Source organism: Methanobrevibacter arboriphilus JCM 13429 = DSM 1125 (assembly GCF_002072215.1).
Lineage (GTDB): Archaea > Methanobacteriota > Methanobacteria > Methanobacteriales > Methanobacteriaceae > Methanobinarius > Methanobinarius arboriphilicus.
The window spans coordinates 56,203-73,096 of record NZ_JXMW01000008.1; the positions used below are offsets into that span (position 1 = coordinate 56,203).

Below are 16,894 nucleotides of genomic sequence, written 5' to 3' on the forward strand. Positions count from 1 at the left end.
AAAAAAAGATTACTAAAAATAAAAATGAAAAAATTAAATCTATAAAAAAATTAAATTTATAAAATACTTACAAAAATATTATTAGCTATATTTCCTGGAAGCTCTATGTCTGTTCCATTAACAGAAATATTCAAAGAGGATTTATTTTCATCTATTTCATTGAGTTTAACTTGAGTTCCAATAGCTATACCTAGTGACATTAGATTCTTTAAAACATCAGAATTGCCTCTAATAAATGAAACTTCAGCTTTTTCATTAGTATAAAGATCTACAATAGAAATTAAGTTAGATTTTCTCACACCAATTTCTTCAATGTCTTTTTCTTCATTTACACAATCTTGACAAGAGCTAAAATCAAAATCACATGGAGGAATTGGTTTTTCATCTGGACAAAAATCAGGATGTTCCAATATATGACACATAGCTCTTTCAGCTTCATCTGACAATGAATGTTCCATATCACAAGCTTGTATATGGACATTTTCAGGTTTTACGTTTAATACATCAGTGAGAAATTTTTCAAGTATTCTATGTTTTCTTGTGATTTTTTGAGCTACTTTAAATCCTTTATCTGATAAGTTAGCACCTTTATATGGAATATAGTTAATATAACCTAAATCTTCTAATTTTTTTAGCATCTGAGTAACACTACCAGGAGCTATCTCTAACATTTTAGAAATTTTTGTTGTTGAAACATAGGTTTCTTTATCTCCATACTTATATAAAACTTCTAAATATTCCTCTATATTCTCACTAAGCTCTTTATTTGACATAAAATCACCGAAAGTATAAATTAATGATAAATGATATAAATAAACAAAATGCTAATCATGCAAAATATAATATTTACTAATTATTATTAGTTGAATATTATTAGTTGAATTTATATCTTTTAAAAAATTTAATTATAATTATTATTTAATAATTTTATAATATTTGTTGACTTCAGTTTTATTATTAGAAATATTATTAAAGATAGTATTATTTTATTAAAGATAGTATTATTAAAAACACTAATATTAAAATTAAAAATACTAATATTAAAAATATTTCTATATTTTAATATATGTAATAATATAATTATGATTTTAATAATATAAAAAGTTTTGGTTTGCCTAAAACTTAATATATAATAAAATTATAACTCTCCTTAATAAAACAAAATTTTAAGAAAGATCTGTGTAAGGAAATAAAAATAAAAAAAAGATAAGGAGAAAAAATTAAATCTCCCTAAAAAATTTAATAAAAATAGTTTAATAAAAAATAATTTAAAAATATTCAACAAAAATATCATCAATTGATCTGTTTTTTATAAATCATCTAATGTAGAAGTATCACCCAGATCTTCACCAGCTTCTTTAGCTTTAAGAATTCTTCTCATTATTTTTCCACTTTTTGTTTTTGGAAGACTATCTACAGATACCATCTCACCAAGAACAGCTACTGGACCAAGAGAATGTCTAACATGACGTTTTAATTCTTCTCTTAACATAGTATTAGAACCATCTTTAAATGGTAAATCTAAATCATAGCCGCTATTAAGAATTAAAAATGCCTTAATAAGCTGTCCCTTAACAGGATCTTCTTTACCAATAACAGCTGTTTCATTAACAGAAGGATGACTATTAAAAGCACTTTCAACTTCAACAGCCCCGACCCTATGACCAGCAATCTTTAAAACATCATCAGATCTTCCTTCAATCCAAATATAGCCATCTTCATCCATACGAGCCATATCACCAGTTTTATAAAATCCATCTGGGAAATGATTCCAGTAAACTTCCTCAAATCTCTCTTCATCATTATAAAGAGATCTAAACATTGCAGGCCATGGTTTTGTAATAACTAAATAACCTTTCTTACCTTTTTTAACTTCGGCACCTTCTTCATCTACAATAGCTATATTAACACCCGGCAAAGGTTTTGTAGCTGAACCTGGTTTTAGATCAGCTACTGGCATTGGAGCAATCATATGCATACCAGTTTCTGTTTGCCACCAAGTATCCATAATAGGAGTTCTGCATTTTCCAATCTCTTCATACATCCATTTCCATGCTTCATAGTTTATTGGTTCACCAACACTTCCAAGAATCTTTAATGAATCAAGATTATAAAGTTTAGTGTATTTTTTACCAAATCGCATTAAATGTCTAATAGCTGTAGGTGCAGTATAGAATTTAGTAACACCATATTTTTCAACAATTTTCCACCATACACCAGGATCTGGGAAGTCTGGAGCCCCTTCATAAATTAATGTAGTTGAACCTAAAAGGAGTGGAGCATAAATAGTATAGCTATGGCCAGTAATCCAACCAGCATCTCCAGTTGACCACCAAAGATCGTTATCATGAATATCAAAGACATTTCGAAGTGTAGTAGCTATTCCAACCATATACCCACCAGTAGTATGTAAAACTCCCTTTGGTTTTCCAGTACTTCCAGAAGTATAGAGAATAAATAAAGGATCTTCAGCATCCATTACTTCATTGTAGCAAGAATCACCTTCACCTTCAATTAAACGTTCATAAAATATTTCATTTCCCCTAAGGTCTGCTACATCATTATATCGGCCAGTGTGGTTTACAAGTACTACTGTTTGAACAGTTGGACATTGTAACATAGCTTCATCAATAACAGATTTGAGGTTAATAATTTTCCCACGCCTATATGTTCCATCAGCAGTTATTACAACTTTAGATTTAATATCATTGATTCTTTCAACTACTGCTACTGATGAAAGTCCTGAATAAATAGCACTGTGAACTGCACCAATTTTTGTACAAGCTAACATAGATATAACTAGTTCTGGACACATTGGGAGATACATTGAGACAGTATCCCCTTTTTTAATTCCTAAATTAAGAAGAGCATTAGCCATCTTATTTATTTCACGATAAAGTTCATAGTAAGTTAGCTTAATTTCGTCCCCACGTTCATTTGTATAGAGAATAGCTATTTTATTTCTTTTTTCTGTTTTAATCCATCTATCAATAGCATTGTAAGCGAGATTTATTTTACCTCCAACAAACCATTTATAATATGGTTTTTCACTTTCATCGAGAACTTCATCCCATTTTTTAAACCAATCCAATTGTTCTGCTTCCATTGCCCAGTATTTCTCGATGTCTTCTCCTTTTTGAATCTCTCTATCCCAATCTTTTACAATAGCTCTTTCTATTACTTTATTATTAGGTGAAACAACTTGATCTCCATTATGATTAGCTAATTTTTGCTGATCAGTACTTTTTTCAGTTTTATCCATTTAATCAACTCCAGAGATTATGTAAAGACTATAAAGATTATATATAATCTTAATTTTAGATATAATTTTTATAGAAATTTTAATTAAAGATTTAATTAAAGATTTTTTAAGGAGTCATATCTTAAATACTGTATATTCAAATTGCAATATTCATATTTAAATATTAATATTAAGTTTTAATCCTTAAAATTTTTAAATCTTCAAAATTTAATTTTATTTATATTATATCTATAATATGTCATTATAGAATATATAAATTTTATGATGATTAATCATGATAAATAGATTTTTCTGTTTATGACTAAGCCAAAATAAAAAAAAATAAAGAATAAAAAAATAAAGAATAATAAAAAAAAAATATGATATAAATGAAAATAAAGGTTAAAAGTAGTAAAAAACTAAAAAATTAAAAATAAAAGTTTTAATTTAATATAAAAGTCTAATACACGCTTAAAAAATTAAAAAACTTTGTTAAACCCCATCTAAATAACCCTATTCCATTAGCTCCACCATTTAAAGAAGCTTTAGAATCTATAGATAATGCATTAATAGATAACGAATTAATATTATTATCACTTACATAAGTCTGCAAACCACTCCAAATTCGAGCTCCACCAGAATTTTTAACAAACCATTTAGTTGTAGAAGTTATCCAACTACTAGGCTTGTTATAATTGCCTTTATAAATCATTGGAGTTATAATATCCAAATATTTACCTATTTTAGGAATATTTTGACCATAATAATAAGCATTAGATGAAGTTTCAGGCATTACAGCTGCTGAAAGAAGAATATTTGGATTATATTTATTAACCTGTGTTTTAGCTTGACTTACAAATTTAGTAATAGCCTTTTCACCAGTAACTCCATTAGAATAACTATATTTATAAGCATTTCCAGGATATCTAAGATAATCTAAATGTATTCCTCCAATATAATCCATTCGAGAGTAAGTTTTTATTTTAGATAAAATTTTACTAAATTGAGCCTTATTATAAGTTTTTTTACTAGTGTCAACAGGATTTATCCATTTACCATTTGCATAAAAACATTGAATCCATAAATGAGTCTTTATTCCTTTACTAGCTGCATTTTTAGCCCATTTAATCACAGTTGATTTTCCATATTGAGATATAGCTACTTCATGTAAGAAAACATTACCTATTCCTGACTCAGCTAACTTATTTAAATTAACATTATAAAAATCCCTACTTTGTATCCAAATAGCATTTGTATTAGGAACACTTTTTGTTTTAGAGTTTCTAACATAATTAGGAATATATTTATTTATTTTATTAGAGCTACTAATCTTTATATTTACAGATTTAGGAAGCTTCTTATAATAATAATCATATCTTAAGATTGATGAGAACATATAAACAGCTGTTTGATACTGGATTTTACTACCTTTATTTGCAGTAATATAATTTGGAACCTTTTTATACTTATTGATATAGTTACTTGTCTTTAAGCTATATTTATAGTAATTTGATAAAGAAATTTTAGATTTAATAGTCTTACCAGAAGGTTTCGTTGGGTTTTTAACATTATATTTTACAGTAACACGAGAATTAACCTTTTTCTTTTGATATTCAACTGTTTTTGTCATTAAATAAGTAAACTCTGGAACCGAATATCTATATCCCTCAACAGTTACATATTTAGGTAATTTCTTATTTTTTGAAACATAATTCTTAAGATTTTTAGATGATTTTAGAACACCTTTTTGAGAAACTGTTTTAGGAGATCCTAAAGAACTAAGTTTTGCTTTAGAATTTGGAGAGACTTTAGAAGCAGCATGAGCTGTATTAACACTTTTTGAATGAGAATTCTCATTACTTGTAGTTAATATTTTATTATCTCCAATGATTTTACTACCTAAAATAACCGGACTATTTTTAAAATGATTATTTTTAAAATCAATAATTCCTTGAGAAAAATCAAAATCATCATGGTTTTCTAAATTAGATACTGAATTTAATGATAAAAAGAGAACTAAAATCAGAAAAGAAACTAAAAAAATCTTAAAGATATTATTTAAGCTAAAAGATTTATTTTTAACATCAGAACTTCTTAATAAAAAATTAGAAGTGCTTTTATACATATTTTTAAAATTTATTAAATTATCACTATTAAATTTCAAACCAAAAATATTTATACCGCCTACTAGCTAAAATTCCTGATAAATATATAACTATATATTAATAAAATCAAGTGAATTAGCTATTAAAATTTTAATATTTGTTTAAATCTTGAATAATAAGAGTATTTTTAATTATATTAATATTACTCAATATAACTAATTATAGTATTGAAATTATTATGTATATATTCTTATGATAAAAATATAAACATGAAAAAATCTTTATTTTTAATAAGAATACTCCAAATTATTCATCAATTTACATATAAAAAGTATATAAAACATTATTAATAAAGATTACCTTAAAATAGCAAAAAATATAAATTATTCATAAAGCTTATGACTTAGAACAAAAAAATAATGTTAAAATATATAAAAATATATAAAAATAAAATAAAAATAATAAAGAAAAAAACATTGAATAATAAAATAACAGAATTAAATAAAATAATGAAAACATTGAAAAAATAAACATAACTGATGATGAAAACATTAATCAATTAAATGAAGCTCATAAAAAACAATTTCAAAAATTAACAATCTTAAACCAAGTATTAAAGATATAATAAAAAAACCAAAAAACGAATACAAAATAAAAAAAAATAATATTTTTATTTAATGATTATTTAAATTCAATCAAAAATTTTAATCATTGAAGTATTTTACAGTAAAAGAATTGGTCATGCCAGCTTTTATATAAACTTTTTGAAATAAGCGAGCATTAGGTTTATTGCTAGTAAAATATCTATTATATTTCATTTCAGCTTTAGAATAAGAAGAAGTTATTGATTCATTCTTAATTTTTCATTTAGTTTGATAATTAACAGTTAATTTATCAAAAGAAACAGACTCATTACCAAAAATATTTACTATAAATCTATTCTTATTATTTACAGTATAATTTTTATAAATGTAATTTTTGAATTTATATGTTTTAATATCAGAAACGGCATACCTAATATTAACCGATTTTATTTTATACTTTTTTTGATAAGCTTTTTTAACAGTAATCTTACAATATTCTTTATAACTATCATCCTGAAACTTTGAAACATTTGTAATAGTCGAAACTTTCTTATCAGTAGTTAAAGAACCCAAACCTTTATATGGCGATAATTTTTCACCATTGGTCGCAAAATTCGGATTCATTATAAAAACAGATACAATAGCAACTATACCTAAAATTATTAAAATTTTACTATATTTAATAATTTAACAATACAAACAAAAAAAAAATTGAATAATCTTTAAAAGTGTAAAGATAATATTTTGAAAACATTAAATTCTTTCTATTAAGATTTTTATATTAAATCTAAATATTTTCAATATATAATCCTAATAATTATTTTAAATCTTTCTATTTTCATAATTTTTCTATACTTTTTACAGTGATGACTAATTAATAGTTTGTTTGTCCTAATACAAATATTTATATATTATAAGAACATAAAATAATTTCTTATAACGAGGAGGAGGTGAAAATATAATAAAAAATAAAAAAAAAGTTTTAATTCTATTAATGCTTTTAGTTAGTTTGTTTCTAGTTAGTTTATCAGGTGTTTCAGCAGCTAATCAAACTATTAATTCAACAAGTACTGGAGGTATTGCTCAAGGTATAACAAATACAGGAACGGGAGAAACTTTATTTTTACAGCCTGGAATATATAACAAAACCAATCAAGATATTAACATCCATGTAAATAAAAACATTACAATAAAGGGAAATGGATCAAAAGGCAGTGTAATAATTGATGCACGAAAAATATCAGGAATATTTTCAATAGGAAATAATGTTAATGTGACATTTATAAATATCAAATTTTGTAATGGATATTCTACATCTAATGGAGGAGCAATATATAATCCCTATGCTAATACAATTATGAGTTTCATAAACTGTACCTTTGCCAACAATACAGGTCGTGATGGTGGAGCTATCTACAATTATGGTTCAAATATTATTATAATTAATAATAATTTTATTAATAGCTATGCCACTAGTAATGGTGGTGCAATATATAATTATGGTGCCAATGCTATTATAAATAATAATAATTTTACCAATAACACTGCAATCTCTAATGATGGTGGTGGTGCGATTCACAATTATGGTGCTAATATTAATATAACTAATAACAATTTCATCAACAATAATGCAGCTAATACTGCTGGTGGGGCAATCATGACTGCTGGTCCAAATACTATTATATTTAACAATAGTTTCATTAATAACACTTCAGTGAAAAACGGTGCTGGAGCTATCTTTGTTGGTGTTTTAGCTGTAAATACTATTATAAGTAATAATAATTTCATTGCCAATAAAGGACTTATTGGTGGAGCACTGGTTATTAGTGGTACACAAAATTGTAGTGTAATCAATAATAATTTCATTAATAATATAGCATTTGCTAATGGTGGAGCAATTTACAATAGAGGTAATAATACATCGGTTTCTAATAATACTTTCATTGGAAATAGCGCTACTGATATTGGAGGAGCTATTTTTAATAATGTTATTGGTAATATGTCTGTTTCTAACAATATAATGTTAAATAATAGTGCTAATTTAGGCCAGATGATTTATAACAACGGTAGTATGGGTGTTTTAAACCTTACTTTTATTAATAATTCTACATGGATTGTTAAAAACGGTTCTACAATAACTTTGTTTGCTACTTTAACTGATGATATGGGTAATACTGTTACAGGGCAAAATATAAGTTTTTATATTGACGGAGTATTTTTAGCTAATGTAACTTCAATTGAAGGAGAAGCAAAACTAAATTATTTAGTTAATCAAGAACCAAACTCCATTATTCCAGTCACAGGAGACTATGAAGGGCATACTGGTTATTCCATTATGATTAAAAATGGAGAACTATTAATAAAAACAATTCCAAAAGAACCAGAAGAAAAAGAAAATCCAGAAGATCTAGAAATATCTGAAGATCCAAAAATAAACAATAAAACCAGTAATAATAATCCAACAATTAAAACAAGTTCAGCAACTATGAAACCAACAGGAATGCCAATAATAGCTTTATCAATATTATTAATCAGCGCTTTTGGATTAATTATTCGCAGCAAAAAATAAATTTCAAACAATTAGAGGATTATATAAATTCTTTTAAATCCTCAAACTTTTATTTTTATTATTCATAATTTTATATTGCTCCAACAACTAAAAACTTCTTTTCATTTTATCAGTTAATTTAATAATTATTTATTAAGAGTATCAGTTTTAAAAATATCATGATTTAAGTTAAAAAATATTTATTTCAAACTATTTCTCAGATTAAATTAAGAGTTTTTATTAATAAATAAACAATATCTAATAGGCAAGATAATATCTTTTCAAATAGCTTATTAACTTTTTTATTCCCATTTAATTGATTTTATTCTTTAAAAAAACTTTCATCAACAGATTTAAATGTTATATTTTTGTTTAAACCACCTAACATAATTATTATTTTTATTAATAAATTCTAATATTTGTGAATATTTTTATATTATTTTTTTTCTTTCATAGTTAAACTTCAAACATTAAATACTCTAAGATTAACTAAAAATAGATTAACATTCTAATTCCTTTTAATCTTAAGATTAAAGTTTTAGTTAAACACTTAATAAATTACTAATTTTTAGAATACCCCAATTATTATTGTAGAAGCTATTGATTAAACTACTAGATTTCAAGATAGCTATTATTTTAAACTAATGAGGCTATAAGAATAAGTTATTGAAAGAAAAAATATTGAAAAGTAACTATTGAAAAAAATTATAAATTACATTCCTAATTTTAAATAATAATATATAAAAAAAGTATATCAAAAATAGATATAATTAGTGAGTTTAAAAAATACTCCTAATCTATAAAGAGTCCCGCATTATCCCATTAATTTTCATATAATAAGTAATAACAAGTAGAAATATAATATCAAAAAAAATTTTATCAAAAAAATTTTCAATATAGAATAATATCTTAAACAAATTACAAACATCAAAATCTAATATTTAAATAAAACCATCAATGAAAATGTGAAAGTTAATGATTAAACTACTAATTTGTCAGAAAAAAGCCAGATAGTTTTAGATTTGATGTTGTTAATGCAACACAAAATAATTTAAAGAATAAATTTGATAAACACTAAATTTATTCTCATTTTTAATTTTTTATAGTTTATAATTATTTAATTGGCCTTTCATTCTATTAATAAGTAATTATTCAGCTTGTATAAAAATCTTTTATTATTTATCTTATTACTTCAATTCCATCTTTATTATTGAAGTGTTTATCAAATGTAGCTATTTTCTTTATTCCTAATTCTTCTATAACTGCCATATAAATACAATCAAATAATGATAAATTTTTATCATTATATTTAAGAATTTTTTCAAACCCTTTATCATAAAAATAATGATCTTCTATGACTTCATAATAATTGTTCATTTGATGGTATGCTCTTTCTATTACTTCATTACTTGCTTTTAATTTCATGTTTAAAACGGTTATAACCTCTGAAATCACTAATCTTGATATTATTTGTTCTTTTCCAATTAATGATTCATCAATTTTTTTAGCTCTTTCATGAAATTCATGACCTTCAATGAATAAAGATATTATGTAATTTGCATCTAAAAATATCATTTAATTTCCCTTTCTAGTTTCTTTTACTGCTTTTACTGGGTTAAATCCTTTTGATGCTTTCATCATCCCAATTGTTTTTTTAAATTCTTTTCTATCAGGGTTTCTATTTTTATTAGCTATTAAATATTTTGGTATTTTAGATTTTACTGTTTCTTTTTCAATTGCTTTCGCTAATAAGTCGTTAATAATTTTTGTTTGTGTAGTTTCTTTATTCATAGCCATTATTTTTATTGTTTGCATGATATTTTTATCTAAATTTAATGTGGTTCTTACTGTTACAGCCATTAAAATCAACTCCTATGTATGTTTTTGTGACATATAAACATATAAACATACTGACATATATAATTTATTATTTTAAAACTATTACTTAAATATAAAAAAAATAAAAATATGAAAAAATACACAAACTAACTAAAAATAAATTAAAAAAACCTCAAATTGAGTTTAAGCCCCATTAAGAAAGCTAATCTTAAGATCGAGGGTTCAAATCCCTCCAAGCCCATTCACTACATTTAACATGAATAAATAGACTAGATTAAATACTTAATAAATTACTAATTTTTAGAATACCTCAATTATTCTTATAGAATCTATTAATTAAACTACTAGATTTAAAGTAATTATTAATTTAAACTAATGGAAGTGTAAGAATAAGTTATTGGAAAAAAAATTATTAAGTAACTGTTGAAAAAAAATAATAAAAAAATAAAAAGGAGAAATTTTACTATTTAATACCTAAAAGATTAAATAGATTAACTATTCCCCATCTAAAAATAGCTACACCATTTCCTCCACCATCTAAAACAGATTTACAATCTTCTGTTAATTCAGCAACTGTAAGCCTAGTTGGGTTCTTATCTGAATGATAAGCATATAATCCTCCCCAAACTTCAGCACCACCAGAATTAGTTATATACCATTTAGTTGTTGATTGAATCCATGCATTATCTTTACCATAATTTCCTTCATAAAGCATAGGAACCAAAACATCCAAATATTGACCTAATCTAGGAGCATCTTGACCATAATAAATAGCTGCATCATTTTTTTCAGGCATCAATGCTGCTGAAAGAATGATTTTAGGATTTATTGCTTTAACAGCAACTGAAAGTTGCCTTACAAATTCAGTTATAGCATCAGCACCATTTTTACCATTATCATAATGGAATATAGAAGCATTGTTACCACTAGTTCCAGGATACCTTAAATAGTCTAAATGGATTCCAGCTACACCACTAATACCAGCATAATACTTAGCTCTAGAAATTACTTTATTAAAGTAAGCTTGATTAAGAGTTTTACTAGATTCAATTATAGGATTAGTCCATTTATTACTTGTAGCATTATAAAATGTAGTAAACCAAATGTGTATCTTAAATCCTTTAGCTGTTGCATTTTTAATCCAATCTATAGCTGTTGTTGGATAATTAAACATATCTTCATGAATAAAGATATTTCCTATTCCATATTTACCAAGTAAATCTAAATCAACATTCTTCATATCACCAGAATGAACCCATATAGCATTCTTATTTGCAGACAAATTATAAGAATGAGTACTATTTGAATTTGAAGAACTTCTAGAATATTTTGGAATATTTTTATTTAAAGCACTGGTTTTTGAAACACTTAGTGTAAGAGTAGAAGGTACACTTTTATAGGTATGCATATACTCTCCAATCCTTGAAAAACCATACACAAATGTTTGATACTGTATCTTACCAAAAGATGAGCTTATATAATTAGGTATCCTATTATTACTATCAATATACTTAAAAGCTTTTTTAGCTAAAGCATAGTACCTAGACTTTGAAATTATCTTTTTTATAGTAACTCCAGATGGATTAGAAGGATTTTTAACATTCCATTTAACATTAACAGAATTACTATATTTTAAACATTTATAAGCAATAGCTTTTGAAACTAAATAAGTATATTCAGGAATTGAAAATTTAAATCCTGAAATAGTTACATAATTAGGTAACTTCCCATATTTAAGCACATAGTTTTTAACATTCTTTGAAGCTTGGAATATGGCAGTTTGAGAAAGTTTAGTTGATTTCCCAGCTACAATAGAAGATGATCCAGAAGAACCACTATTTGAACTAGATGAACTAGATGAACTACTAGAACCGCTATTATAAACTGGTAAATATTTATTTATACTATGAGAAGCCTTAACATTGAAAGATAAAGTAGATGGTAGTTTACCTTTAACATAAATATAATTTAAAACTTTGTTAAGACCAAATATAGCTGTTTGATATTGAATTTTACCAAGCGAAGATGTAACAAAATTTGGAGCTTGATTATTTTTTTCAATAAATGCAACTATATTCTTTGCATAAGAATAATAGGTTTTAGAGGATATAGTTCCCTTTATACTGTTCCCAGATGCCTTAGATGGATTTTTAACATCATACTTGACTTTAATACTTGAAGTAATTTTATTATACTTATAAGTAATAGTCTTACTTAAAATATACATAAATTCACTCATAGAGTATTTATAACCCGAAATAGTCACATAATTAGGTAGTTTACCATATTTATTAATGTATTTATAAATCGAGTTTGAAGCAAGTAAGATACTACTTTGAGAAAGAGTAGTTGGTTTATTATTCACATTTGTTGAAGTTTTAACAACATTTAATGAGTTTGAAGAAGAATTATTAGAGTTATTAATATTGTTATTGTTAGAACTATTAGAATTATTACTAGAATTAGTTGAACTGTTTAAATCAATATCATCTTCTAGATTTTCATTAGAATTTGCAAGAAGAGATGATGATTGATGATTATTCTGCATGTTATCAACCAAATCATCACTAAGATTATTGTTAGATCCAGTATCAGTTGATTCACTAGCAAAACTAAAACCACATGTTAAAAAAACTAAAACAAAGAATAATAAAAATATTTTAGCATATTTTGATTTTGAAAAATTACTAATAATATTACCTCACTTATATCTATTAAATTTTCATCTAACAGATTTACGTCCCCTAATTATGGCCCCTCGAATTTAAACTCTTGAAAATTTAATATTTAAAAATTTAATATTAAAACATTTAATATTAAAACATTTAATATTAAAAATCTAATAATTAAAAATATTAAATGTTTAATAATTACTATTAAATGTTTAATAATTAATACTATTAAAAATTTAATAATTAAATATTCAAGAATTTAAATAACCATAATCCTAAATCCGCCTCTAAATAATTTAATAACTAACTAAAAATTTATAGATATTCACTAAAATAAAAATTAAATGAATATAGAATTTATTGAATATAAAAGCTTTATTTAGAGTTAATTTTAATTAATGAATATATTCTTAATTAGCTAATAAACTTTAGAGTAATATATGTCTGTTTTTTAAGTTATTTAAATATTCCTTAAAAATAACATAACCAATCACTTTAATATACCAACTTTTATAACAACTATTCTATAATAATACATAAAATTCCTTATACATTTATAAGATTTTTATTAAAATCTTAGAAATAAAAAAATGACCAAAAAAATAAAAAATAAAAAATAATGTAAAATAAAAGATAAAGAATGTAAAATAAAAAAATAATGTAAAATAAAAGATAAATGATCCAATAACTTACATCATTGGAGGCATTCCACCCATACCGCCCATTGCACCCATAGGGGGCATTCCACTATCATCTAAATTATCATCTTTATCAACAGCCTCAAGAGCACCTCTTGCAGCTATAAGATCATCAATTCTTAAAATCATTTCAGTAGCTTCAGCAGCAGATTGAATAGCTTGTTTTTTAACTCTTTGAGGTTCAACCACACCAGCTACTTTCATATCAGTAACTTCTCCTTCAAAGACATCTAACCCCATGAAAGCAGATTGCTCATGAGCAGCTCTTAAATCTGCAAGAATATCAATAGTGTCCAATCCTGCATTTTCAGCCAAGGTTGTTGGAACAATTTCAAGAGCTTCTGCAAATGAATTAACAGATAATTGTTCTCTTCCACTAATAGTTTCTGAATATTCTTTAAGTTGGCGAGCTATCTCTATTTCTGGAGCTCCTCCACCAATAACAACTTTTCCATCTTCTAAAGTTGCAGCTACAACACCTAAAGCATCTTCTAATGCTCTTTCTATCTCAGAAGTAACATGTCTAGTACTTCCTCTAAGAATTATTGAAACAGCTTTAGGATCTTTAGATTCTTCTATAAAGATCATCATTTGGTCGAATATTTTCTTCTCATATACAATTCCCGCTTCACCTAGTTCATCTTTAGATAAATCATCAACATTTGTAATGATTTTAGCACCAGTAGCCTTTTCAAGACGATTCATATCAGACTTTTTAGTTCTTTTAACTGCAAGGATTCCAGCACGAGAAAGATAATGTAATGCCATATCGTCGATTCCTTTTTGACAGAACAATACATTAGCTCCAGAAGCAATAATTTTATCAACCATTTCACGGATCATCTGTTCCTCATTATCTAAGAAAGCTTGCATTTGAGAAGGACTAGTAAGGTTAATTTTAGCATCAGTTTCTAAATCTTTAACTTCTAAAGGATATTTTAATAATGCGATTTTAGCATTCTTAACCTCTTTAGGCATATTAGAATCAGCTTTACCTTTATCAACAAGAATACCATTAACAATTTCAGATTCATCCACACTAGCACCTGAAACTCTTTGAATGTTAATATTTTTCTTATCAACTTCACCATCTTCTTCAACTTTAAGAACAGCCTCGACAATAAGTTCAGCTAATGGTTTTTTAGCTTTTTCTGAACCTTTTCCAGTCATAGCAGTCATAGCTACATCTATGAGAGTATCTTGATCTTTAGAATCAATAGATATATCTTCAAGGATTTCATAAACTTTATTTAAAGCTTGTCTATAACCTCTTACAATAGTTGTTGCATGGATTCCATCATCTAAAAGTTCTTCAGCTTTTTTAAGAAGTTCTCCAGCTATAATAACTGCTGTTGTAGTTCCATCCCCCACAACATCTTCTTGATTTTTAGCTATCTCAACAAGCATTTTAGCTGCAGGGTGAGCTATATCCATTTCACGAAGAATAGTTACACCATCGTTGGTAATAACTACATCACCCATACTATCAACTAACATCTTATCCATACCTTTTGGACCAAGAGTAGTTCTTACAGTTTCAGCTAAAATCTTTCCAGCCATAATATTCATTCTTTGAGCATCTCTACCAAGGAAACGTTGAGTATCCTCTGGCAAGATAAAAATTGGTTGATTACCATTATACTGTGCCATAATTTCACCTAAAAATTATAAAAAAATTATTATCTAAATTAATTATTTAAATTATTACCTAAATTATTATCTAAATTATTTTTTAAATTATCTTTTAATTAAAATAATTTTTATTTAAAATAATTTAAAATAATTTAAAGTATTTATAATATATATTAAAAATATATACAATTATACAACTTATATAAGCTGTGTACAACATATAAAAATTGAATTGACCTATGAGTTTATAATATTGAGTATTATCTAATATGAGTATTATACAATAGGATAATAGCTAATAAAAGTATTGTCTAATAATTTTTAACAAAAAATTAGAATCAATAGATCAAAACACAAGATATAAAACTCACAATAATATAAATGGGTTTGAAGTTATATAAATAGCTATTGAAAAATTAATATACTTCCTAGTACATAATATTATAATTGTAATGCTAAGTAATACTCAGTGAAATATCTAGTTATTTATATGTTTTATTATCTATAAATATTTATTAACCATATAATTTATTAATTTATTTTATTAAGCTATTTATTAAGCTATTTTATTAAGCTATTTTATTAAGCTAGTTTATTAAGTTATATAATTATATAAATAAATGCTCTATCTAAATAACAACTTTATCTAAATAATAATATATCATAAAGGTTTTATAATCTATTTTATAATAATCTATTATTTTAATAATATATTTTTATAAATAAATTAAAAAATTATTATAATAATTTGAAAAGATATTATAATTGAAAAAATATTATAAGAAACTTATATACCAAAATCATTGATAATGAGGGAGTATCATGAGAATTGAGGTAAAATCACTACTAATAACTATGATCATTACCCCCATATTAGCAGCGACGTGTTATTATTATAAAGCACCATATGTTCTATTCTATTCAACACTATTTTTCTTATTTTCATTCATATCATTTATGGGTTTTTTTTAGAAGTAAAACTAAATTACAAAAAATACTTATAATATTATCACTTGCTTTACTAACAGCTTATAATTTAAAGTATATTGATAGTATTAATATAATTGAAGATTTAATTTTATATACTTATTTTTTTATTACTAGTATGACATTTATACGTAATGAAAGAACTTTTAAAATAAACAACCTACTTTCAATAATTTTTATAATAATACTAATACCAATAATCATATTTAATAAAAGAAGTGACTTATTGTTAATACTGTTAATAATAGTAAGAATAATCTTAAGAATCGATATAATCCATACAATGAAAAAAAGAAACATTAAATTGTATTAATTATTTAATTCTTTAAAAAGTTAATTCTTTAAAAAACACTATTATCGCATTAACATAGCTACTTCAAAAAAGCTAAATAATAGTTAAGTTTATAGAACCATACATAATAAAAAAATATACCCTATTAATAAGATTGAGGGTTCAAATTCCTCAAAGTCTGTTTTTGAATAGTTGATAATTTAACTTTATTTATTAAATATGAGTTTAATAGAGATTAATTTAAAGAATAAATTATGTAAAATTCTTTAATGCTAATTATTTTTTTATAAAATAAA

General features: G+C 24.7%; 9 protein-coding genes. 1 reads left to right on the plus strand and 8 read right to left on the minus strand.

The features are described 5' to 3' along the window. Positions 1–56: 56 nt before the first annotated feature. The 4 genes from MBBAR_RS05735 to MBBAR_RS05750 all read right to left on the minus strand — a co-directional run bounded on the left by MBBAR_RS05735 (position 57) and on the right by MBBAR_RS05750 (position 6,554). Positions 57–773: a metal-dependent transcriptional regulator gene (locus tag MBBAR_RS05735; RefSeq protein ID WP_080460346.1), complete on the minus strand. Its 717-nt coding sequence runs from the start codon at positions 771–773 to the stop codon at positions 57–59. A 536-nt stretch (positions 774–1,309) separates the two neighbouring features. Continuing rightward, positions 1,310–3,262, minus strand: coding sequence for an acetate--CoA ligase (gene acs / locus MBBAR_RS05740; RefSeq protein WP_080460347.1), 1,953 nt, complete (start codon positions 3,260–3,262; stop codon positions 1,310–1,312). Positions 3,263–3,701: 439 nt separating this feature from the next. Then, entirely contained in the window at positions 3,702–5,405 is a 1,704-nt protein-coding gene (locus MBBAR_RS05745) for a putative glycoside hydrolase (protein ID WP_158082539.1), read from the minus strand. An 804-nt stretch (positions 5,406–6,209) separates the two neighbouring features. Continuing rightward, positions 6,210–6,554: a hypothetical protein gene (locus MBBAR_RS05750; protein ID WP_143746144.1), complete on the minus strand. Its 345-nt coding sequence runs from the start codon at positions 6,552–6,554 to the stop codon at positions 6,210–6,212. 370 nt (positions 6,555–6,924) lie between these two features. Between MBBAR_RS05750 and MBBAR_RS05755 the strand changes: the two genes are divergently transcribed. Beyond that, the gene (locus tag MBBAR_RS05755; protein ID WP_080460350.1) at positions 6,925–8,499 is read left to right on the plus strand and encodes a right-handed parallel beta-helix repeat-containing protein; all 1,575 of its coding nucleotides are present in this window, start codon (positions 6,925–6,927) and stop codon (positions 8,497–8,499) included. A 1,158-nt stretch (positions 8,500–9,657) separates the two neighbouring features. Here MBBAR_RS05755 and MBBAR_RS05760 read toward each other — a convergent pair. From MBBAR_RS05760 to thsA, 4 genes are all read right to left on the minus strand, one after another. Continuing rightward, positions 9,658–10,053, minus strand: a complete 396-nt coding sequence (locus tag MBBAR_RS05760) for a type II toxin-antitoxin system VapC family toxin (protein ID WP_080460351.1) — start codon at positions 10,051–10,053, stop codon at positions 9,658–9,660. Beyond that, on the minus strand, positions 10,054–10,338 hold the full coding sequence (locus tag MBBAR_RS05765) for a hypothetical protein (protein WP_080460352.1): 285 nt from the start codon (positions 10,336–10,338) through the stop codon (positions 10,054–10,056). A 442-nt stretch (positions 10,339–10,780) separates the two neighbouring features. Further along, positions 10,781–12,877 carry a pseudomurein-binding repeat-containing protein gene (locus tag MBBAR_RS05770; protein ID WP_080460353.1) on the minus strand — a complete coding sequence of 699 codons (2,097 nt, stop codon included), beginning with the start codon at positions 12,875–12,877 and terminating at the stop codon, positions 10,781–10,783. Between the two features lie 801 nt (positions 12,878–13,678). Then, positions 13,679–15,337, minus strand: a complete 1,659-nt coding sequence (gene thsA, locus MBBAR_RS05780) for a thermosome subunit alpha (protein ID WP_080460355.1) — start codon at positions 15,335–15,337, stop codon at positions 13,679–13,681. Positions 15,338–16,894 lie beyond the last annotated feature (1,557 nt).